Raw genomic sequence first — 21,465 nt, 5'->3', positions numbered from 1 at the left:
CGTTCCCCGGCGGATCGCTCACCCGCGGGGGTTGCTGAACGAAAGCCCTTCGTCCGGGCCGGCGACTTTGAACCCTTTGACGCCGGGGTTGCGTTGGACGACCTCGATGTCGATGCCGAGAGTGGCGCCGTGGTCGATGGCTTTGGTGCGGTAGCCGGAGTCTGCCCACGCCTTGGTCACCCGGGGGTTGGTGGTGGCGATGTGAGACATCAGGTGTATGCCGCCGACGTTGTCGGAGACGCTCACTGCCGTGACTCAGACGGCCAGGAGCAGGCCGAGGGCGTCCACCCCGATATGGCGCTCGGGGCCTGCGATTTTCGTCGTGGTCGGCGCCCTACAGGAGGTCCGCAGCGGTCAGAGCGAACAGCGACTGCGGTCCGTGCAGGAACGCGGAGGCGCCGACATCTCCACTGGCCTCTGGAGCGGGTTCCGTCTCGGTGTCGGCGACAAGATTCCCTCGACAGTGCGATAGGACGGATCACCGACCGCGACGGCTTTCGCGCAGGCGGCCTCGAGCCGGGCGCCTAGGACTGCAATCAAAATGACGCTTTGAGGCGTCGCCAGTAGATGATCGCGCAGCCGAGTGCGAGGAACGCCTGATGGATGTCGGCGCGGACCTCCCAGCGGATGCCTAGGCGGCGGAACCAGTGGAGCAGGGCGAAGGCCTGCGCCCAAGGGACACCAGGCGTTCACCTTCTTCTCGCCGACGGCTCCCGCTCGTCTACCTACTGTGCGTCGCATCGCATCATTCAACACCGCGTCCCATCGAACAGTCGTGTCGAAAGGATCACTCGACACTCGGATTCGACGAGTCTAGGACACCCAAATACAACGAAATGCGGACGTAGTGCCCATACACCTTAGGCTCGCCAACTTCCCGCAGAGGTCTTTCGATATCGTTCGAAGCTATGTCACCATGCAGCTGACGACGACGCCCCCACATCGGCTCAAGTGATGTCGTTCAACCTTGCGGGTTACATCTGCATCGTGTGGCTGTGCTGGGCGTCTGCCGTCTGGGCACTCTGTTCGTGGCGGGGCGGTCGGCACCTCTCTCGCCGTGTGCTGCGGGCTACCCGCGTCATTGGCCCGACGCGGCCCGAAATCGTGTGCCCAGCGGAGCCCAAGTCGGACGTGGAGAAAGCCTGCTCGACCGACTTCACCTGTAGTTCGATGATGTCGAAGGGTTGAAATGATCAAGCTTCGCATGGTTACAACGACGCTCTGCGCTGGAGCGCTGGCGGTTCCTTTCCTGCTGTCACAGGCCCCTGAGGCTGACGCGGAAATGACCTCGCAGGTCAGGTCGGGCACCGCGCAGGCTGCCGAAGAAGCTCTCCGAGTGGATTACGAGAGCGGAAACCTGAACTCGGGAGTGGAAGGCCTAAGCACCACCCACGCCACAGCGCCAGACGCTTCCGCCGTCGTGAGGCCCGGGCACGGGGGCTCGTACGCGGTCCAGCACAAGGTGACGCTGGGCGATCCGGCGTACGAGTCCAACGGCGCGCCGCGCAGCGAGAGTGCGACGGACCTGCTTGAAGCAGGGCAGTTCAACGTGGGCGACGTTCAGCGCTACGAGTTCAGTGTGCTCCTCAAGGACTGGAAGCCGTACGAGCCGGGAGACAGCGAGTCGGGCGACATCATCTTCCAGGGCAAGTACGCGGGCGGCAATGTCCCGGCGTTCTACCTCATGACGAAGCGCAATGAGGTGGCGTTCCGGTCGCCGCACCTGAACAAGCAGACGACGGTCGTGCCGGATCTCCGTCCCTACATCAACAAGTGGATGAACTTCCGCGTGGACGCGCGCTGGACCACCGACGAGACGGGCTACTTCAAGGTGTCCGCGCAGCTCCCGGGGCAGGCGGACTACACGCAGATTATCTCGTACAACAACGTGCGCACCTATCAGCCGGAGAACCCTGCCGAGCACGGCTACATCAAGTGGGGGCTCTACCGCCCCTCGGAGTCGATCGCGAACGGTGACGTATCCACGCGGATCGTTCAGCACGACGACATCCGCATCTTCGACCTGTCCTGACGCGAACCCGCAGACGCTACTTCAAGGAGTAATGATGACCAACCATTCTTCCCTGAGCAGGCGCAGGCTGCTCCAGGCCGGTGGCGCGCTGGGACTGGCAGCGGTCACCGAACCCCTGCTTGCCTCCCAGGCTCATGCCGCGGACGCTGCGAAGCCCACGACGGTGGTGACCGATCTGGGACCAGGTCTGGTCCAGTTCTCGCTGATGAGCGGGCTCTTGGTCGGTGACACCGTCTACATAGGGTCACGCAACCTGAACCCGCCCAGCGTGATCGGGTTCCATCTCCCGAGCCGGAAGGTGGTGTCGCACACCAACTTCGACGCGGGGCCCGAGCCCTCCATCCAGGCGCTCGCCGCGGACCCCACCGGCAGGTATCTCTACATCGGCTTCCTGGTCAAATCCGATCAGGGCAAGCCGAACCTCTTCCGATGGGATCTGAAGACCCCGGACAAGCCTGCCGTGGCCATAGGCAGGACCGAGGACCGCGACATCCGCGATCTGGCGGTCGCCCCCGACGGCATGGTCTACGCCGTGGGCGGCGCGCCTGGGAAGGCGCCCGTTCTGTGGGAGTACGACCCCGCCACCGGTACCGTCACCGACCGGGGCACCCCCGACCCGAAGGCGACCCTGGCCAGGGCAGTCGCAGCCTCCGACACCACCGTCTTCTTCGGGGCGGGCAGCGTCCTCGCCGGCGGAGGTGGCGCGAGCAAGGCGTCTCTGTTCGCCTTCGACCGAGAGACACACGCGTTCGCCTCGGTCGTGCCCAAGGAGATGGAGAAGGACCCCAGTCTGCGCGAACTCGCCGTCATGGACGGGAACTTGGTCGTCGGGACTTCGGGCTCGGTCGATCCCGCGAAGTTCGCCGTGATGGACCTGAAGGACCTCTCCTCGTACACCGTGGTGCCCACGGACGGCACGACGGTCAAGTCCTTCGCCGCGGACGAAGACCGCATCTATTTCGCCTCGGACACGGGTGTGAAGGCCTACTCGAAGGCCGACAAGACGATCTCCGCGGTGGAGTTCGACGGGCCCGACCTCGGCGAGATCTGGGGTGTGGACCATGTCGACGGGAAGCTGGCGGTCGTTTCGGGCTACGGTTTCGTCGCTGAGATCGATGTGTCGGCCCGTACGTCGGTGGTCACCGACCTGCACGACGCGGGTGCGGTCGCCGGGGCGCAGGCGGGCATGGGGATCGCCGCCGGCCGCGGGTACGTCTACCTCGGCGGCAACGGCGCCATCGCCCGGCACAATCTGAAGACCGGCGAGGTCGTCAACCTCCAGGCACCCGGCGAGGCCAAGGACGCCGAAGTGATAGAAGGCATCCTGTACACCGGCCAGTACAACGCGCAGGGCATCTGGAAGTACGACCCTGCCCAGCGACAGCAACCGAAGCAGGTCGCGCACTTCCCCCATGAACAGAACCGGCCGCTGGACACGTCGTGGGACCCGGACAACAAGCTGCTCCTCGTCGGTGTGCAGTCCGACACCGAGGGCGGCGGCGCCTTGTGGACGTACTCCCCGAAGACCGGGAAGTCGGCTTCCTACGCCAATCCGATCGACGGCGTCCAGCTTGTCCGGGCCGTGGTCAACCGGTCCGGCGTTGCCTACCTGGGCGGGGACAACGCCTCCAAGGAGGGGCCCCGTGCCACGATCGTCGCTCTCGATCCGGTCACCGGCATGGAGAAGTGGCGCGTCGATCCGCAGCAGACCGCGGGGGTGGCGGCCTTGGCGGTGCAAGGCCGGAACCTCTATGGACTCACTACGGCGGGCAAGTTGTTCGTCATCGATGTGAAGACGCGGAAGGTGGTGCACACCGCCGATGTGAGCAGCGTCTCCAGGGGCTTCGCCGCCATGGTCGTCAACCGTGGCGTGGTCTACGGCGTCTCGGACACCACGCTCTTCCGCTTCCACCCGAAGACGTTCGCCGTCAGTGCCGTCGTTGCCGGTATCAACGGTGCTTGGTACAGCGGCCCGCACGTCAACGTCCACGGAGGGCGGCTGTACACGCTCCGCGCCCACAATCTCGTCGAAGTCGACGACAGGCCGTCGCACTGAACCACCTGCCGCTGTCCCCTCATGAAACCCGTGATCCAAGCCGAGGTTGACCTTTGATTGATATCTTTCGGTTATCGAGTGAAGGAGGATGACTCACTCGTTACTGAGAGGGGACCGAAGGTGTTGGCTGACGAGCGGCGGCAAGCGATCCTGCATGCGGTGGAGCGCGAGGGCTCGATCACAGTGAAGGAACTGGCGGCGGAGGTGGGCGTCTCCGCCGTCACCTTGCGCCAGGACGTACGGGAGTTGGCCAGCCAAGGACTGCTCACTCGAGTACACGGCGGTGCGAGGGCCCTGCCCCCAGCGGCCGACGTCGCCGCAGTCGAGACCCCTCTGCCCGCCCCGCCGGTCGTGAGGGAGCGGTACGTCGTCGGGTTGGTGGTTCCTCCTGGCGGCTACTACTACGCTGAGGTGATCCGCGGCGTTCAGGACGCGGCCCGCTCCCTCGGCGTCCGCGTCGTGCTGGCCGTGTCCGGGGAGTCCCTGGCGGAGAACCAGGAGCAGGTCCGCCACCTCATGGCCGGCGGCATCGACAGCCTGCTGTTGATGCTGCACCCGGGCCTGCGCCCTCTGGAGAAGGCCGAGCAGTGGTTGAGCAGCCTCGAGGTACCCGCCGTCCTGGTGGAGCGCCGGGCGGGGCTACGGGCCGGCCCGCTGGAGCAGGTGGCTTCCGACCATGCCTACGGTGCGGCGCTGGCGGTGCGTCACCTCGCTGGGCTGGGGCACGAAAAGGTGGCCCTGGTCGCCAGGGTCGAGAGCCCGAACACCGCTCTCCTCAGCGCCGGATATGCCGAAGCCGTGGAGGCCCTGGGCCTTACGCCGGGGCCGGAGTACCGCATCAACACCTCAGATGATGCGGCTCCGGCCGACACGCGTTTCGAAGAGGTGGTCCAAGCCGTGGAAGCCGGTGAGGTCCAGGCGGCGCTGGTGCACAACGACATCGACGCCATCGCCCTCGTCGGCATCCTGCGCGCACGGGGACTGCGTGTGCCGGAGGATATGGCCCTCGTCACCTACGACGACGAGGTCGCCGAGCTGAGCGAGGTCCCCCTCACCGCGGTGGCACCCCCCAAGCAGGCGGTGGGGGCGTGGGCCCTGGACCTGGCGGTACGCCGGCTGTCAGATCCCTCCATGCCGCTGGCAGAGATCCTGCTGCGCCCTGAACTGCGGGTGCGCGCGTCCTGTGGCGCCGGTCGTCGGGACGACGCTTGATCATGTGATGCCATGTTGCTTCGTTTCTAACGAACGAAAGCAAATCCCATTGACTCGCTGTCGTATGTAACGAATGATTGCGGTGACACCCAAGCGAACGATCGGTGGCACATCATGCTTCGTAGACGTCTGACAGCGATGGTCTTTGCCGTCGCGGCACTCGGCCTGGTAGCCACGGGATGTGGCGGCTCGGACACAGACAACGGGGGGTCCGCGGCGGAGAAGAAGACCGGTGAGGTCACCTTCTGGTCCTTCGTCAAGGGCTCCGACACTGTGGCCGAGGCCTTCAACCGGACCCATCCCGGCATAAAGGTGAACTTCGAGTCGGTTCCGTCGGGCCAGGAGTACTACTCCAAGCTCGCGAACGCCGTGAAAGCCGGTACCGTCCCCGACGTCGCGGTGGTCGAATACCCGCAGCTTCCGGAGTTCGCCACTCAGGGCAAGCTGGAGAGTCTTGACGAAACGCTCGGTCCGCTGGTGAACAAGCACTTTCCGGAGTCGGTAAGGAAGTTGGTCCAGCTGGGGGGCCGGACGTGGGGTGTTCCCCGCGACGCCGCACCGCTGATGCTGTACTACCGCAACGACGTCTTCAAGACGAACAAGATCGACGTCCCCAAGACGTGGGACGAGTACCGGAACATGACCGAGCAGGTGAAGAAGGCCGACCCGAAAGCCCGCGGCGGTGTCCTGTACACAGACAACCCGGGACTCCTGAGCGCCCTCACCTGGCAGGCCGGAGCGCAGTGGTTCTCCACGCAGAAGGACGCCTGGAAGGTATCGCTCGATGACGATCCCTCCCGGAAGGTGGCCGACTTCTGGGGCGACCTCGCCCGGAAGGACCTCGTCAGCTCGCTGAGCTCGCTCGACCCGTTCTGGACGAGCGTCCAGCAGAACCGGACCGTCGCCTACGTCTGTGCGAGTTGGTGTGCGGGAGCGCAGCAGGCGACCGTCGCCGACCAGAAAGGCAAGTGGTCGGTGGCTCCGGTCCCGACCTGGGACGGCAAGCCGGCCTCCGCGATGTACGGCGGTTCGTCCTTCGTCGTCCCGAAGGGCGCCAAGAACAGCGGAGCCGCCGCGGAGTTCATCAAGTGGATCACCACCGACCCCGCGGGAATGAAGGCGTGGGTCTCCTCCGGCACGAGCAGCATGTTCCCGGCCGACCCTGGGCTGGTGCCGGTCACCAAGGCCGCCTTCCCCACTGACTACTTCGGTGACCAGGACGTGTACGCCGTGGGCAGCAAGTCCTATGACGCGGTCGTGCCGGGCTGGACGTGGGGCCCCGTCATGGGAACCACGAACACGGCCATCGTCGACCAGCTTCCGAAGGTCGCCGAGGGCAACGTGAAGCTCGTCGACGTCCTCACAGGTGCACAGAAGGCCACAGTCAGAGACATCGAGCACCGCGGTATGAAGCTCGCCCCGTAGGGCGCGAACCCCTCTTCCTGAGCAAGATTCCCGCCCCGCCGTGTGGGGCCGGAATCCGGCTCACCCACGCCCTTTCCCGTTCTCATTGAGGAAGGCCGGTATGGCAAGCCTGTCAGCCCGTGCCCAGCGCCGCGCCGCCGCGCTGCTCCTGGCACCGTTCTTCGTCCTTTTCAGCGCTGTCACCCTCGCTCCGTTGATCTACGCGGGCTGGATGAGCCTGTTCACCACCCGCACTTCCGGCCTTGGCTTCGGCGGTACCGAAGAGGTCTTCGCCGGCCTGGACAACTACGTGCGCGCGTTGTCGGATCCGGCGTTCCGCGACGGCTTCATCACCATCGCCGCGTACGTCGCGGTCTATATCCCGGTGATGATCGGCGGCGCGCTCGTCCTGGCCCTGCTGCTCGACTCGGCGCTGGTCAAGGCACGGGCCTTCTTCCAGCTGGCCCTGTTCCTCCCGCACGCGGTGCCCGGCCTGATCGCGGCGCTCATCTGGGTCTACCTGTACACGCCGGGGCTGAGCCCGGTGATCGACTTCCTCAGCTCCGGCGGCCTCGACATCAGTTTCCTTTCGGCGGACAACGCGGTGTTCTCTGCCGCGAACATCGCCGTCTGGGAGTGGATCGGTTACAACATGGTCATCTTCTACGCCGCGCTTCAGGCGGTGCCGGGAGAGACCCTCGACGCGGCGAAGATCGACGGGGCGGGCGGCATCCGTACCGCTCTGTCGATCAAGGTGCCGATGATCCGTCCGGCCATCGCACTGTCTGTACTGTTCACCGTCATCGGGTCGGTCCAGCTCTTCACGGAGCCGAAGGTCATCTACAGCGCCTCCAGCTCGATCGGCAGCAGCTGGACGCCCAACATGTACGTCCAGGCCGCCGCCTTCACCCACAACGACTTCGGTCTGGCAGCAGCGGCCTCGCTGCTCATCGCGCTGTTCGCTGCGGTGCTGTCATTCGTCGTCACCCGCATTTCGCGCAGCAGGAGCCAGTCGTGACCAAAACACCGACACTCAGTGTCCCGGCGCCCACCGCGGTGGCCCCGGACCGGCAAAGGGGAAGCAGGCCGACCAGGCCCAGTCCGCGGAGCCCACGAAATAGTTCCTCCGCCCTGCTGTCCAAGACCGGCGTGACCGCGATGCTGGGCCTGGCCACGCTCTACACACTCCTGCCGATGCTCTGGCTGGTCCTGTCATCCACCAAGAGCCGCAGGGACCTCTTCGCCACGAACGGTTTCGCACCGGGCAAAGACTTCGCACTCTTCGACAACCTCGGCTACCTGTTCAAGGTAGACAACGGCATCTACCTGCGCTGGATGGCCAATACGGTCCTGTATGCGGGTGTCGGCGCGCTGCTGGCCACGGTGTTCAGCGTGGCCGCCGGGTACGCGTTCGACAAACTCGCCTTCCCTGTCAAGGAGAAGCTCTTCTCCTTCGTTCTGCTGGGCGTCATGGTCCCCGGCACGGCCATGGCGATTCCGCTGTACCTGATAGCTGCCAAGGCCGGTCTGGTGAACACCTTCTGGGCCGTGTTCGTCCCCGGCCTAGTGTTCCCGTTCGGGGTCTACCTGGCCCGGGTGTTCAGCGCGGCCTATGTACCCGACGAGGTCCTGGAGGCTGCCCGGATGGACGGCGCCGGCGAGTTCAAGGCCTTCTGCCGCATCGCCTTCCCCATGTTGGCACCCGCCTTCGTGACCATCTTCCTCTTCCAGTTCACGCAGATCTGGAACAGCTTCTTCCTGCCTTTGGTGATGCTCTCCGACAAGAACCTCTACCCGGTCAACCTCGGGTTGTACGTCTGGTACTCATCCGCACTCTCGCAAGGACACCCGCAGGACTACCTCCTGGCCGTCGTCGGATCGCTGGTGTCCGTCGTTCCACTGGTCGTCCTCTTCCTGATGCTCCAGCGGCACTGGAAGTCCGGCATGACAGCCGGCGCGGTCAAGTAGGACGCCCGTCATGAGGATCCCCATGCCACGCACTCAGTCCCGCCCACGCGCCTTGTTCGCCATGGGCCGCCCACATCGCGATGCCCTGTTCCCGCCACCCGCCATGCAGAGGCTGACCCATCACGTCGACATCGATCCGCGGCTCGTTGCCGAAGACTTCGACCAAGTTCCGGACCTAGCGACCGTCGAACTCCTGATCACGTCCTGGGGATGCCCCCCGCTCGACGACGTCGTGCTGGCCCGCATGCCGCACCTGAGAGCGGTCGTGCACTCTGCGGGCAGCGTCAAACACCATGTGACGCAGGCGTGTTGGGACCGCGGACTGCTCGTCTCCACCGCGGCCGCTGCCAACGCCGTACCTGTCGCCGAGTACACGATCGCCGCCGTCCTCTTCGCAAACAAGCGAGTGCTGGAGATCGGTGGTCTCTACCGCGAACATCGAGCCGCCCTGGACTGGGCGGTGCACTTTCCCGGCCTCGGCAATTACCGCAGGACGGTAGGCGTCGTGGGCGCATCCCTGGTGGGGCGCAGGGTGCTGGAGTTGCTGCGTCCCTACGACTTCGACGTCCTGGTGACGGATCCCCACATCGACGAGGCGACGGCCCTGTCATTGGGGGCCCGACTCGTCGACCTCGAGGAGATGCTCGCTGTCTGCGACGTCGTCTCGCTGCACGCCCCCGCTCTGCCCGAGACCTACCACCTGATGGATGCCCGCAGACTGTCGCTCCTGCGGGACGGCGCCACACTCATCAACACCGGGCGGGGCTCGCTCATCGACACCCATGCCCTGACCGCCGAGACCTCGTCAGGACGCATCCACGCCGTCCTCGACGTCACCGATCCCGAGGTGCTGCCGGAGACATCACCGCTGTACTCGCTGCCCAACGTGCTCCTCACCCCGCACATCGCCGGCTCGCTCGGCGGCGAGCTCGAGCGCATCACCCACAGCGCCCTGAACGAGATCGAACGCTACTGCGCCGGGCGGGAGTTCAACCATCCCGTGACCCGCGCGGACCTGACCACTTCGGCCTGAGCACCCGGGCAGCTGCCGAGCTGCCCCAAGCTCTTTGAGTCGGCGACTCTCCACATGTGCCTGTCACCGGCGGGAAATCGCCCCCGACACAGGGCGGTGCCGATCACCGCAACCGTCATGCGTGCCAGATACCCGGAGTGCCAGCATGCCCTAAACCGGCCACCTATCGGACGTTCTCGTCTACACCCGCACCACGGGCTACCGCCACGACTCCATCCTGGCTGGGAGGGCCGCTCTGCGCGAGCTGGGCGAGGAGCACGGCTTCAAGGTGGAAACCTCCGAGAACCCCGCTGTCTTCACAGACGCCTTCCTGGCGGGCCGTAGTGGCGGACAAGGATGGCACGGTTACCGTCACCGCGCCCTCAGCGGTGCACTGGTCCATGACGATTGGGCGCGGTAAGCCGCCGAAGGAAGAGCGGTAAGGCAACCCACAGCATGTTGCCCCCTCAGCATGGAGTGAGTGCGGCACGGTCACCGTCTGGTCCCAGATCCCGGGATCGGGCGGTGGCCGTTTGCGTCACTCCGGCACTCCGTCACTCCGGCACCCCGAGCGCCGCGTCCGTGCGCCAGTGGTCTCCTACGGCGGGCGCTGTGGAAGAACTCCAGCTCGGTGATCGAGCACATTGCGATGAGTCCTGCCGCGGCGGCCTGGTCCCATCCGTACACACGCGCGGCGGTCATCGCCCATTGGGGCGCGGCGCACACCCATTCGGGCACATCGCCCGCGTCGTCACTCCCTCTCGCTCTCCCAAGTGGTTTGAGTCATCTTCCGCACGTCGTCATCCGTCCTTCCGGGGCTGGTCCGCACGGCCCCTCTTCCCGTGCCACCCCACACGGTGACGGCGTCCCAGAGACGATCACCAGGCGTTGTAGTGACATCACCACGGCGGTGTGCCGGGATTGCCGGCGCGGCTGCCCTGCTGGGCTCTCTGTTTCTCGGCACTCCGGCCGCCCAAGCGGCGCCGATCGCAACGGACGCCAATGACACGCACCGGCCAACCGTCTCCCGGGGCCTGGTACCGGACCCCCGACCAGGACGGGACGCCGCGTGATAGCGCCGAGGTCGCCGAGCTGACCGGCATGGTCGATCTAGCCGGCTACCCGGCCCACTCGCATCATCGTGCGCCGCGAGCGGCCGCTCCCCGGAGCCCAACTGTCCCTGTTCGACCAGGACGAGGGCCTGCGACACCAGGTATTCGTCACCGACACCTCTTACTCCAGGGGCGGATCCGCCCAGTTCCTGGAGGTCCGCCACCGCGGGCATGCCACCGTCGACGACCACACCAGGTGCGGCAAGACCACCGGCTTCGGCCGCTTTCCCTCCCGCCACTTCGCCGTCAACGCCGTCTGGCTCGAACTCAGCCTCACGGCGATCGACCTGCTGGCCTGGAAGCGCGTCCTACTGCTGGACGTGGAGCCGGCCACGGCCGAGCCGATGAAGCTCCGCTACCGGCTGCTGCACGTCGCCGCACGCCTCACTCACGGCGGCCGACGCCTGCGCTTGCGGATATCGGCGACCTGGCCCTGGAGAAACGAACTGGCCACGGCCTTCCACCGCCTCGCCGCACTGCCCCGTCCCGCCGGCTGACCCGCAAACCCCTGACCGCCCACGACCCGAAAGACCCCGGAGAACCCGGCCTCGCGCCGGGTCTTCGCCATGTCTGAACACCGAAATCGCGTCGACCACCCGACAGTTACCCCTCAACCACGCGTCATCGCCCCAACCGAAATGGCGAGGCTAGCTTTGTTCTATGTGCAGGTGGATGGGGCCTCGCAGGATGGGGCTGGGCCGGTAGGGCGGTGGGTCGGTGACCAGTGTCGGTCGTTCCAGGCGGCGTACGAGCGCGGTCAGTGCGGTTTGGGTCTCCAGTCGAGCCATCGGGCCGCCGAAGCACAGGTGGATGCCGCTGCCGAAGCCCAGGTGCTGGTTGTCCTGTCGGTCGGGATTGAAGTGGTCGGGGTCGTGGAAGCGGTCCGGGTCGCGGCTGCCTGAGGCGAGCATGAGCATGATCTGCGAGCCCTTGGGGATGACGGTGTCGGCGACGGTGATGTCGCTGTATGCCGCTCGCCAGGGAATGATGTGCACGGGGGGCTCGTAGCGCAGCAGTTCCTCGACGAGCGGCACGATCAGGCCCGGTTCGTCGCGCAGCCGCTGCAGTATCTGCGGGTGGCGCAGCAGGGTGAGCATGCCGTTGGTGATGAGGTTGACGGTGGTCTCGTGGCCGGCGATGAGCAGCAGGTTGGCTGTGCTGATGATCTCGTCGTCGGTCATGCGTCCGTCGGGTCCGTCGTCGTTGGCCATCCGTGTCAGGAGGTCGTCGCCGGGCCGGCCGTGGCGTTGTTCCAGCAGTCCGCCGAGGTACTCGCGAAGGTCTTTGGTGGCCTGTACGCCGTTGTCGAGTTTCTCCTTCGGGTCGGTCTTGGGGTTGTAGTCGAGCGAGTCGACGATGGCGTTCACCCACAGGTGGAACCGTGGTTCGTCCTCGCGTGGCACGCCGAGCAGGTGGCAGATCACGGTGACGGGGAACGGGTAGGCGAAGTCGTCGACGATGTCGATCCGCTCCTTGCCCGCGAAGTCGTCGATCAGACCTGAGACGATGGCCGTCAGGTCGGGTTCCATGCCGGTCACGAGGCCCGGGGTGTGCGGGGGGCCGAAGTGACGCATCGCCAGGCGCCGCAGACGGTCGTGCTCGGGCGGGTCGAGGTTGATGAACGACGGCGTGGCGCGTTCCTGCATCGCGGGCATCGGATGCGTCAGATTGCGGACGTCGGAGCTCAGGTGCGGGTCGTGCAGGATGCCGCTGAGTTCGCGGTAGGTACTGATGACGTAGCTGCCGTCCTCCTGCAGGGCCACCGGTGTCTTGCGCAGCTCTGCGTAGAGCGGGTAGGGGTCGGCGCGGGAGGAGTAATCGAGGATCCGGTGCAGGGTGTCGGGCGTCTGGGTCGCGGTCATGTCGCTTTTCCTCCTGCTTCCTTCCTACCGGTGGTGCTGCCACGCAGCGGTGACGCGCCGCTCTCCTGGGTCGTGGCCGGTGACAACCACGGTGGCGCCCTGGGCGAGCAGGGTGGGGCCGGGGAAGTCGACGGGCACCGGTTTCGCGTCGGCGGGCTGGTCGGGCGTGGGGCAGGGGGGCGGGAAGGGCGCGGCCGTCTCGATCAGCTGCCGGTAGTGGTCGAGCCACTTGGCGTTGTTGAAGCTGACGGCCGCGGTGACGCGGCCCTGGTAGCCGTATGTGGCGACGAAGCGGTGGTCGGGCACGGATCCCTGGGTGACGACGACCTCGTCGGCGTAGGTCGGTACACCGACGGTCTTGATGTTGACGCCGAACTGGATCGACCAGAACGTCGGGATGGACAGATGGGGCCAGCGGTCCGCCTGGGCGCTGAGCATGTTGTGCGCCGCGACTTTGGCTTGCTCCACGGCGTTGGCCCAGTGTTCCAGTGAGATGAGCCGGTATTCATAGATCGGGTTCGGGCAGCGTGCCACGTCTCCGGCGACGAAGATGTCGTCGGTGATCAGGCCGTTGAGGTCGAGGGCGCGGCAGCCGGTGTCGCAGGCGATGCCCCATGGGCCTGCCGCCAGTCCCGAGCCACGCAGCCACTCGGTGTTGCGGATACCGCCGAGTGCCACCACCGCCACGTCGGCGTCGAGCGTGCTGCCGTCGTCAAAGTGGGCACGGCGAAGCCGCCCCTGCGCGTCGCCCTCCAGCCGGGTGACCTTGACACCGCACCGCAGGTCGACACCATGGGCGCGCTGCATGTCCGCCGCCACCTCGCCGATCATGGCGCCGAGCGCCCCGACCAGCGGGGCCGGCGCGAGTTCGGCGACGGTCACCGGGATGTCCCGCTCGCGGCAAATGGAGGCGATCTCGGAGCCGGTGAATCCCGCACCGATGACCAGTACACGGGAGGGCCCGGCGGCGAGGGCTCGCTGCAGACCTTCGGCATGCTCGCGAGTACGTACGACGAACACTCCATCGAGCGCTGCCTCGCTCTCCACGAACCAAGGACGGGCCCGCACCCCGGTGGAGATCAGTACCCGGTCGAAGGGGACCTCGCGTCCGTCGGCGAGGTGTACGTGGTTGGTGGCCAGGTCCAGCCCGTCGGCGGGTACGCCCAGCAGCCACTGCGCATCGATGTCACGGCGTCGAGGCAGCGTGGTGTTCCCGGCCGGCACCCACCCGGTCAGTACCTGCTTGGACAGCGGGGGCCGGTCGTAGGGTTCGCCCAGCTCGTCACCGATCATGGTCAGCGTTCCGGTGAAACCCTCCTCGCGCAGAGCCTCCGCGGCCCGCAGTCCCGCCAGTGACGCCCCGACGATCACGATGCGGCCGTCGCGCCTGAACGCTTGCAAGGTGTCGGAGCTGCTCATCACGGCGACGCCTCCACCGGTGCATCCTGCCCCTCCAGTTGGTCGACCAGAATGGCCTGGAGCGGGCAGGCCGCCGCCGCGCGCAGAACCTGTTCGCGCTGGACGTCGTCGGGCTTCGGGTTGTACATCAGCGCTTCCTCGCCGTGCATCCGGAAAGCGTCCGGAGCAAGGAACGCACACTGCGCATATCCCTGACATCGGGAAAGATCAACGACAACTTTCATCCCGAACTCCGTTTCAGGACTGCAAAACTGCGGGCCCTGAGGCAGCACCGTACGGCGCCCGAAGCGTGAGGCACACCTTCGAAGAGGGGATTCGGCTGTTGCTCACCCCTGCGCATACGAAAGGGGGACCACCACGCACGTCAAGGTCTCCGCAGAAAGAACGGGCGTCTACAAAACCGCTCGGAGAACCTGACCTTGCAGTCAAAAGTGTATCCCGCACACACGCCGGCTGCACCCCGGGAAAGGGACGTGCGGGCGGCGGCAACTCCGGCGTCTGGGGGCTGAACCGAATAGGAGAAATGTGCCTCTGAACTGGGGTAATAGGGTGCCGAACGGGCTGTCCACCGCGCTTCGGTAAGCACTCCCGGCGGCCTCTGACGTATCCGACATGATTCGCGCGAGGCCGTGCGGCGGGACGCTCTGTCGTTCACACCGTGGCGGGTCAGCGCCGAGCACGTACTGGCATACGCCGGGATTGGGAGAGAACTTCGAACGCACCTGGTACACCCCGCCGCCGATACCACCTCGGTACTGGCCTGTCGCAGACAATGCTCGCTACAGCCACCCGGACCCGGATGCCCGGCTCGCCGGGGAGCAGCAGCTGCGGCTGCCCGCCAAGTACCGTGGCGACGTCCTCATGGCCCGCCATCCTTGACCAGGCCAGGTCTCAGACTCAGGGCGTCAGGCCCGGGCATGCGGTGACGCGGGTCACAGGATGAACTGCTCGACCGCGTTCGCGAAGCCCTCCTCCTCGTTGCTCGTTGTAACCCGCCTCGCCGCGCGCTGGACCTCGTGACTGGCGTTGCCCATCGCGATGGACAGTCCCGAGTGGGCGAACATCAGTACGTCGTTGGGCATGTCGCCGATCGTGGCGATCTGTTCGGGGGGAATCTGGAGCTTGGCGGACCAGTACTTGACGACACCCCCTTTGTTGGCCTGCGGATGGGTCACATCGAGGTAGTAGGGCTGCGAGCGCGCGGCCGAGACATGCTCGCCGAACTGCGCGCGAGCTGCGACCGCGGCCGCCTCGACGACCTGGTGGTCATCGCTGACCCCGACGACCTTGGCGGTGTCCTGCTCGAGCCCGTCGAAGCCGGGAACGAGCGTGGGCGCGAACTGCACCGTCCAGCTCTCGCGATCCACGTGCGGCCCCTTCACGTCGCGGACGTACCAGTCGGCACCCCGGTAGATCCAGACGCTGAGGCCGAACGACTCCATCAGCGCGACGACCGGGGCCACCACCTCCGCGGGAATGACCTGCTGCTCGACCACGGTCAAATCCGGGTTGACGATGAGACCGCCATTGAAGGCGGCGAGTTCAGTGGCCAGTGCCAGGGGCTCGATGAGCATGGACATGCCACGGGGCGGTCTCCCGCTCGTCACCGCGAAGAGGACGCCGGCGTCGTAGAGCTTGTGGACCGCACGGACGGCGCGGTCGGTGAGGGCCTTGTCGCTCGTGACCAGAGTGCCGTCGACGTCGGCAAGAAGCAGGCGGATCGAGCGGGTTGGCATCACGCCTCCGTAAGCTCTGGTCGTGGCCGGTCCGGGTGGGGAGAGGCAACGGCTCATGGATGCGGGGGACCTGTGGGACGGGTTCCCGGTCGGCTTGATTTCCGAAAGTTGCTGAAAGATACCGTCGCGGCCGGCACGAGTCCCAGTCGCGTTCCTCTCGAACAGAAAGGGGAAGGTCAATGCCATTGAGGGGGCGCAATGTTTAGATGTACCCCTCGAGCTTCGGCATAACCCTATAAGAGTGATGTGGCGAACATAAGGGACATGTGCGAGCGTTGAGAATTATATGGCGAAGCTCATGCGGGGCCTGACGTCCAGAATTCACAACACATTTTGGGCCAGCCCCCTGAGGGGAGCGGGCAGTGGCGCAGGCAAGTCCGGACAAGACGGCCCACGTGCTGGGGGTCGACATCGGCGGGACCGGTATCAAGGGAGCGCCGGTCGACCTGGAGCTCGGCAGCCTCATTGGTGAGCGGGTCCGGATCCCGACCCCGCATCCGGCGACCCCGGGGGCAGTCGCGGACGTGGTCGTGCAGGTGCTCTCCCAGATCAGCGTCCCAGGACCGGTCGGGCTGACGCTCCCGGCAGTCATCCGGGGCGGCAAAGTCCAGACAACGTCCAATATCGACCCGGCCTGGATGGAGACGGACGCGGCCCAGCTCTTCGCACGAGCGACCGGCCGCGACGTGAGGGTGGTGAACGACGCCGACGCGGCCGGGATCGCCGAGATGCGCTTCGGCGCCGGCAAGGGACGCAAGGGCGTCGTCGTGATGGTGACGCTCGGCACCGGTATCGGCAGCGCCGTCTTCTCCGACGGGTTCCTGGTGCCCAACAGCGAGCTGGGGCACCTGCCGCTGCACCACGGGGATGCCGAGGACTGGGCCGCGGAGTCGGTGCGCGAGCACGACGACCTGTCCTGGAAGAAATGGGCGCACCGTCTGGAGAGGTACCTCGAGCTCGTCCAGCGGCTGTTGTGGCCCGACCTGATTGTCATCGGCGGTGGCGTCAGCAAGAAGGCCGCCAAGTTCCTGCCGTACATCGAGCTCAGGACCGAGATCGTGCCGGCGCAGCTGTTGAACGATGCGGGCATTGTCGGCGCGGCGCTCTTCGCCCCTGCCGGGAAAGCTCAAACCTAGTCTGCCGCGCTCGATATGGCGCAGGTGCAGCACCTTCAGGGAGGCTCGCATTGAGCAACAACGACCTGGAAACACTTTCCGTCAACACGATCCGCACTCTGTGCATGGACGCCATCCAGGCGGCCAACTCCGGCCATCCGGGGACACCGATGGGAATCGCCCCGGTCGCGTACACACTCTGGCAACGCTTCCTGCGCTTCGACCCGACCGACCCGATCTGGCCCAACCGCGACCGCTTCGTGCTGTCGGAAGGACACGCCTCCGCGTTGCTCTGGTCGCTGCTCCACCTCGCCGGCGTGCAGGCTGTCGACCCCGACTACGAGATCCTCGGCCGACACGCCGTGACCCTCGACGACCTCAGGACGTTCCGCCAGCTCGGCTCGCGCTGCCCCGGGCACCCGGAGTACCGGTGGACCAGCGGCGTGGAGACCACGACCGGCCCGCTCGGCCAGGGCGTTGCGACCTCGGTCGGGATGGCGATCGCCGGGCAGTGGCTCGCCGCCCGGTACAACCGCGACGACTTCACCGTCTTCGACTTCGACGTGTACGCGATGGCCGGCGACGGCTGCATGATGGAGGGGATCTCCTCGGAGGCTGCCTCGCTCGCGGCTCACCAGAGGCTGTCGAACGTTTGCTGGATCTACGACTCCAACCGGGTGACGATCGAGGGCCACACCGACATCGCGTTCACCGAGGATGTGGCGGCCCGGTTCATCGGCTACGGCTGGAACGTCACCACCGTGGCCGACGCCAACGACCTCGACTCCGTGGCCCGCGCACTGCACACCTTCAAGTCCGAGAATGAGCGCCCGACGCTCATCGTGGTGCACAGCCACATCGGCTACGGGTCACCGGTCGAGGACACCCCGAAGGCGCACGGCGCGCCGTTCGGCATGGAGGGCGTCAAGTCAACCAAGCGATTCCTCGGGATGCCGGAAGACAAGGACTTCTTCGTTCCCGACGGCATCTACGAGCACTTCGCCGCAGGCGTCGGCGCCCGCGGTCGCGAAGCCCGGACGAGCTGGGAGGCTCGAATCGAGGCTTACTCAACCACCCATCCCGAGCTCGCCGACGAGCTGGGGCGCATCCAGCGGCGTGACCTGCCGGAGGACTGGGAGTCGGCGCTGCCGACCTTCCCCGCCGACTCCAAGGGCATCGCAAGCCGTGACTCCAGCGGCCAGGTGCTCAATGCGCTTGCCCAAGCCGTGCCGTGGGTGCTTGGCGGGTCGGCGGACCTTTCGCCGTCGACCAAGACCAACCTCGCGTTCCCCGGCGCCGGCGACTTCCAGGCCGATGACCGCTCGGGGCGCAACCTCCACTTCGGGATCCGCGAGCATGCCGCCACCGCGATCACGAACGGGATGGCACTGACCAAGCTGCGCCCGTACTGGTCGGGGTTCCTGATCTTCTCGGACTACGCGCGCGGCGCGATCCGGCTTTCAGCGCTGATGGAGATCCCGGTCGTGCACATCTTCACCCACGACTCGATCGGGGTCGGCGAGGACGGTCCCACCCACCAGCCAGTCGAGCAGCTCGCGTCGCTGCGCGCGATGCCGGGGCTGCTGGTGTTCCGCCCTGCCGACGCGAACGAGGTCGTCGAGACTTGGCGGATCGTCGCCGCGCTCAGACACGAGCCGGCGGTGCTGGTCCTTTCCCGTCAGGCACTGCCGACCCTCGACCGCTCCGAGATGGGGGCCGCAACCGGGGTGGCCAGGGGAGCCTATGTTCTGGTCGACGCGGCGGACGGCAAGCCCGACGTCATCCTGCTCGCCACCGGGTCGGAGGTGCAACTCGCGCTCGCGGCCCGTGACGAGCTCGCCGCCGAGGGCCTCGCGGCCCGCGTGGTTAGCATGCCCTGCTGGGAATTGTTCGACCGCCAGCCCAAGGAATACCGCGACTCGGTCATCCCGCCCAGGGTCAGGGCCCGGGTCGCCATCGAGCAGGCTGCGACCCTCGGCTGGGACCGTTACGTCGGCGACGGTGGCGCGGTCGTGGGCATGTACACGTTCGGGGCATCGGCGCCGCTCAAGATGCTGCTGCCCAAATTCGGCTTCACTCCCGAGAAGGTCACCCAGGTTGTCCGCGAGTGCGTGGCCGCCAGTAGGGAGCAGGCGTGAACGTAACCCAGGCGCTTCATGAGCAGGGCCAGAGCAACTGGCTGGACAACATCACCTATTCGATGCTCGATACGGGCCAGATCCAGCACTACATCGACCAGTACTCGGTGACAGGACTCACCTCCAACCCCTCGATCTTCGACAAGGTGATCGGCTCCGGTGACTACGACGACGCGATCCGCGCGAAGGCGGCGCGCGGACCCAAGGGCGAGGAGCTGTTCTTCGAGCTGGCCATCGAGGACCTGCAGCGGGCCGCCGACCTGTTCCTGCCCATCCACGAACGCACCGACGGCGTCGACGGCTGGGTCTCGCTGGAGGTCTCGCCGCTGCTCGCCTACGACACGCAGCGAACGGTGGCGGCCGCCAAGGCGCTGTACGCCAGGGTCGACCGGCGCAACCTCTTCCTCAAGATCCCCGGCACGCCCGAGGGGCTGCCGGCGATCGAGGAGGTCATCGCCTCGGGCGTTCCGGTGAACGTGACCAGTGGGGCGTCGAGCTCGGCAAGGTGCTTGCTGTCGCGATCATCCCGAGCTCGAGAACGTGACCGAACCTGAGCTCGACCACGACTCGTCGACGAACGCGCTGATCCGGCACAACCGCACGCTCAAGGACTAGGAGGCACCACATGGCGACAGACAAGCCCATGCAGCTCGGGATGATCGGGCTCGGCCGGATGGGGGCGAACCTGGTGCGTCGGCTGATGCGAGACGGCCACCAATGCGTCGTGTCCGACGTCAACGCGGCCGCCGTCGCGGAACTGGCCGGCGAGGGCGCGACGGGCGCGGACTCACCCCTGGATCTCGTTGCCAAACTGGACAAGCCACGGGCCCTATGGCTCATGCTTCCGGCTGCGATCGTCGACTCCATCCTCGACCAGCTCGAGCCGCTGCTGGAGCCCGGCGACATCCTGATCGACGGCGGCAATTCCTACTACCGCGACGACATCACACGCGCCAAGCGTCTTGCCGAAAAGTCGCTGCACTACGTTGACTGCGGGACCAGTGGTGGTGTCTGGGGCCTGGAGCGCGGCTACTGTTTGATGATCGGCGGCGAGGACGAGGTCGTGGCCCATCTGGACCCGATCTTCAAGACGATCGCTCCCGGCGAGGGCTGCGCCGAGCCGACGCCGAGCCGGACCCGGACCGACGGCACCGCCCCGCTCGGGTACCTGCACTGCGGGCCGAACGGCGCCGGGCACTTCGTGAAGATGGTCCACAACGGGGTCGAGTACGGGATGATGGCCGCGATCGCCGAGGGTCTCAGCATCATCAAGCGCGCGAACGCCGGCAAAAGCCGGCAAGAAGTCGACGCGGAGACGACGCCCCTGCGCGATGCGTGGGCCTACCAGTACGACATCGACGTCGCAGAGGTGGCCGAGGTCTGGCGGCGCGGCTCGGTCGTCGGCTCGTGGCTGGTCGACCTGATCGCCGACGCCTTCGCCGGCTCGCCCTCCCTCGACGGCTTCGCCGGGCGGGTCTCCGACTCCGGGGAAGGCCGCTGGACCGTCCTCGCCGCGGTAGACGAAGGCGTTCCGGCACCGGTCATCACCACCTCGCTCTACGAGCGCTTCGAGTCCAGGCAGGCCGGGGAGTTCACCGACAAGATCCTCTCGGCAATGCGCTCGGAGTTCGGCGGACACGCCGAAAAGAAGGGCTGAGGGCTGTGCATCACGAACTCCAAGTCGTCGCCGACCCCGATGCGGTCGCCGGCACCGCGGCGGCGTTCGTGGCGCGGCTGGCCCGCTCCTGCGCGCAAGCCCACGGCCGATTCACGTTCGCCGTCAGCGGGGGGCACACGCCATGGGCGATGTTCGCTCAGCTCGCACATGAGCACGTCCCCTGGGAGCACGTGGCGGTGTTCCAGGTCGACGAGCGTGTCGCGCCCGACGGCGACCAGGACCGCAACCTCACCCACCTGAGGGAGAGCCTCGGGGCGGCCCCGGCCGAGGTCATCGCGATGCCCGTGAACGACGCCGACCTTGACGCGGCGGCCGCCGCGTACGGGCGGTCGCTGCCCGGGCGTTTCGACCTCGTTCACCTGGGCCTCGGCCCGGACGGGCACACCGCCTCGCTGGTGCCACGGGACCCGGTACTCGAAGTCTCGGACCGGCTGGTGGCCCTGACGACGCCCTACATGGGCCACCAGCGCATGACACTCACCTATCCTGCGCTCGCCCGCGCCCAGCAAGTGCTCTGGCTCATCACCGGAGCGGACAAGCGCGAACCGCTCTCAAGGCTCGTTGCAGGAGACCGGTCGATTCCCGCCGGCCGGGTCGAGGCGGCGGCGTCGCTCGTCCTCGCGGACGCGGCGGCCGGCCAGGGCCCGGCTCGCGTCGACGCCCAGTCACCAGCATGACCTTGATGCCCGACCCTATTGCCGTGCCGACCCCGTAAGGGGGA

At 66.7% G+C, this 21,465-nt stretch carries 16 protein-coding genes and 6 pseudogenes; 14 read left to right on the top strand and 8 right to left on the bottom strand.

Features of this window, described 5'->3' with window-relative positions:
* Positions 1-63: 63 nt before the first annotated feature.
* From OG758_RS46455 to OG758_RS46450, 3 pseudogenes are all read right to left on the bottom strand, one after another.
* A pseudogene (locus OG758_RS46455) lies at positions 64-321 on the bottom strand (transposase); the annotation flags it as partial.
* Between the two features lie 13 nt (positions 322-334).
* Positions 335-519, bottom strand: a pseudogene (locus OG758_RS49260) (IS21 family transposase); the annotation flags it as partial.
* Between the two features lie 17 nt (positions 520-536).
* Positions 537-653: pseudogene (locus tag OG758_RS46450) on the bottom strand (IS5/IS1182 family transposase); the annotation flags it as partial.
* Between the two features lie 536 nt (positions 654-1,189).
* On the opposite strand from OG758_RS46450, the gene OG758_RS46445 reads away from it, so the two are divergent.
* The 8 genes and pseudogenes from OG758_RS46445 to OG758_RS46410 form a co-directional block, all read left to right on the top strand.
* Entirely contained in the window at positions 1,190-2,032 is an 843-nt protein-coding gene (locus OG758_RS46445) for a heparin lyase I family protein (protein ID WP_326715439.1), read from the top strand.
* A gap of 34 nt (positions 2,033-2,066) precedes the next feature.
* Entirely contained in the window at positions 2,067-4,088 is a 2,022-nt protein-coding gene (locus OG758_RS46440; RefSeq protein ID WP_326715438.1) for an outer membrane protein assembly factor BamB family protein, read from the top strand.
* Positions 4,089-4,208: 120 nt separating this feature from the next.
* Positions 4,209-5,300 (top strand): LacI family DNA-binding transcriptional regulator, encoded by a 1,092-nt coding sequence (locus tag OG758_RS46435; protein WP_326715437.1) that lies wholly within the window; start codon positions 4,209-4,211, stop codon positions 5,298-5,300.
* Positions 5,301-5,414: 114 nt separating this feature from the next.
* Complete coding sequence (locus OG758_RS46430) at positions 5,415-6,725, top strand: ABC transporter substrate-binding protein (RefSeq protein WP_326715436.1); 1,311 nt, start codon at positions 5,415-5,417, stop codon at positions 6,723-6,725.
* 100 nt (positions 6,726-6,825) lie between these two features.
* On the top strand, positions 6,826-7,722 hold the full coding sequence (locus OG758_RS46425) for a carbohydrate ABC transporter permease (RefSeq protein WP_326715435.1): 897 nt from the start codon (positions 6,826-6,828) through the stop codon (positions 7,720-7,722).
* A 131-nt stretch (positions 7,723-7,853) separates the two neighbouring features.
* A complete protein-coding gene (locus tag OG758_RS46420; protein ID WP_442810399.1) occupies positions 7,854-8,672 on the top strand; it encodes a carbohydrate ABC transporter permease in 819 nt (272 codons plus the stop codon).
* A gap of 22 nt (positions 8,673-8,694) precedes the next feature.
* Positions 8,695-9,705, top strand: coding sequence for a hydroxyacid dehydrogenase (locus tag OG758_RS46415; protein WP_442810398.1), 1,011 nt, complete (start codon positions 8,695-8,697; stop codon positions 9,703-9,705).
* A gap of 184 nt (positions 9,706-9,889) precedes the next feature.
* Positions 9,890-10,105, top strand: a pseudogene (locus OG758_RS46410) (hypothetical protein); the annotation flags it as partial.
* Positions 10,106-10,263: 158 nt separating this feature from the next.
* Here the strand turns inward: OG758_RS46410 and OG758_RS46405 are convergent.
* A pseudogene (locus tag OG758_RS46405) lies at positions 10,264-10,386 on the bottom strand (PIN domain nuclease); the annotation flags it as partial.
* A gap of 366 nt (positions 10,387-10,752) precedes the next feature.
* Between OG758_RS46405 and OG758_RS46400 the strand changes: the two are divergent.
* Positions 10,753-11,293, top strand: a pseudogene (locus OG758_RS46400) (transposase); the annotation flags it as partial.
* 150 nt (positions 11,294-11,443) lie between these two features.
* Here the strand turns inward: OG758_RS46400 and OG758_RS46395 are convergent.
* From OG758_RS46395 to OG758_RS46380, 4 genes are all read right to left on the bottom strand, one after another.
* A complete protein-coding gene (locus OG758_RS46395) occupies positions 11,444-12,658 on the bottom strand; it encodes a cytochrome P450 (RefSeq protein WP_326715434.1) in 1,215 nt (404 codons plus the stop codon).
* A 24-nt stretch (positions 12,659-12,682) separates the two neighbouring features.
* Positions 12,683-14,077 carry an NAD(P)/FAD-dependent oxidoreductase gene (locus tag OG758_RS46390; RefSeq protein ID WP_326715433.1) on the bottom strand — a complete coding sequence of 465 codons (1,395 nt, stop codon included), beginning with the start codon at positions 14,075-14,077 and terminating at the stop codon, positions 12,683-12,685.
* Positions 14,077-14,301, bottom strand: coding sequence for a ferredoxin (locus OG758_RS46385; protein WP_326715432.1), 225 nt, complete (start codon positions 14,299-14,301; stop codon positions 14,077-14,079). The genes OG758_RS46390 and OG758_RS46385 overlap by 1 nt, the downstream gene beginning before the upstream one ends.
* A 708-nt stretch (positions 14,302-15,009) precedes the next feature.
* On the bottom strand, positions 15,010-15,813 hold the full coding sequence (locus OG758_RS46380; protein WP_326715431.1) for a Cof-type HAD-IIB family hydrolase: 804 nt from the start codon (positions 15,811-15,813) through the stop codon (positions 15,010-15,012).
* Positions 15,814-16,175: 362 nt separating this feature from the next.
* On the opposite strand from OG758_RS46380, the gene ppgK reads away from it, so the two are divergent.
* The 5 genes from ppgK (at position 16,176) to pgl (ending at position 21,421) form a co-directional block, all read left to right on the top strand.
* On the top strand, positions 16,176-16,949 hold the full coding sequence (ppgK, locus tag OG758_RS46375) for a polyphosphate--glucose phosphotransferase (RefSeq protein WP_326715430.1): 774 nt from the start codon (positions 16,176-16,178) through the stop codon (positions 16,947-16,949).
* A 50-nt stretch (positions 16,950-16,999) separates the two neighbouring features.
* On the top strand, positions 17,000-19,066 hold the full coding sequence (gene tkt / locus OG758_RS46370; RefSeq protein WP_326715429.1) for a transketolase: 2,067 nt from the start codon (positions 17,000-17,002) through the stop codon (positions 19,064-19,066).
* Positions 19,063-19,620 (top strand): transaldolase family protein, encoded by a 558-nt coding sequence (locus OG758_RS46365; protein ID WP_326715428.1) that lies wholly within the window; start codon positions 19,063-19,065, stop codon positions 19,618-19,620. Before tkt ends, OG758_RS46365 begins: the two co-directional genes overlap by 4 nt.
* 71 nt (positions 19,621-19,691) lie before the next feature.
* Complete coding sequence (gnd, locus tag OG758_RS46360; RefSeq protein ID WP_442810397.1) at positions 19,692-20,723, top strand: phosphogluconate dehydrogenase (NAD(+)-dependent, decarboxylating); 1,032 nt, start codon at positions 19,692-19,694, stop codon at positions 20,721-20,723.
* A gap of 5 nt (positions 20,724-20,728) precedes the next feature.
* On the top strand, positions 20,729-21,421 hold the full coding sequence (gene pgl, locus OG758_RS46355) for a 6-phosphogluconolactonase (protein ID WP_326715427.1): 693 nt from the start codon (positions 20,729-20,731) through the stop codon (positions 21,419-21,421).
* The last annotated feature ends 44 nt before the right edge of the window (positions 21,422-21,465 follow it).

It is taken from the genome of Streptomyces sp. NBC_01474 (assembly GCF_035918215.1).
Lineage (GTDB): Bacteria > Actinomycetota > Actinomycetes > Streptomycetales > Streptomycetaceae > Streptomyces > Streptomyces aureus.
Note: the sequence above shows the minus strand (reverse complement) of the source record. Positions and strands in the feature narration are given on the sequence as shown.

Coding starts and splice junctions, on each gene's coding strand:
- OG758_RS46395 (WP_326715434.1), bottom strand. CDS start 12,658: ATGACCGCGACCCAGACGCCCGACACCCTGCACCGGATCCTCGATTAC.
- OG758_RS46380 (WP_326715431.1), bottom strand. CDS start 15,813: ATGCCAACCCGCTCGATCCGCCTGCTTCTTGCCGACGTCGACGGCACT.
- OG758_RS46415 (WP_442810398.1), top strand. CDS start 8,695: ATGCCACGCACTCAGTCCCGCCCACGCGCCTTGTTCGCCATGGGCCGC.
- OG758_RS46385 (WP_326715432.1), bottom strand. CDS start 14,301: ATGAAAGTTGTCGTTGATCTTTCCCGATGTCAGGGATATGCGCAGTGT.
- OG758_RS46430 (WP_326715436.1), top strand. CDS start 5,415: ATGCTTCGTAGACGTCTGACAGCGATGGTCTTTGCCGTCGCGGCACTC.
- OG758_RS46440 (WP_326715438.1), top strand. CDS start 2,067: ATGACCAACCATTCTTCCCTGAGCAGGCGCAGGCTGCTCCAGGCCGGT.
- OG758_RS46425 (WP_326715435.1), top strand. CDS start 6,826: ATGGCAAGCCTGTCAGCCCGTGCCCAGCGCCGCGCCGCCGCGCTGCTC.
- OG758_RS46390 (WP_326715433.1), bottom strand. CDS start 14,077: ATGAGCAGCTCCGACACCTTGCAAGCGTTCAGGCGCGACGGCCGCATC.
- OG758_RS46445 (WP_326715439.1), top strand. CDS start 1,190: ATGATCAAGCTTCGCATGGTTACAACGACGCTCTGCGCTGGAGCGCTG.
- gnd (WP_442810397.1), top strand. CDS start 19,692: ATGGCGACAGACAAGCCCATGCAGCTCGGGATGATCGGGCTCGGCCGG.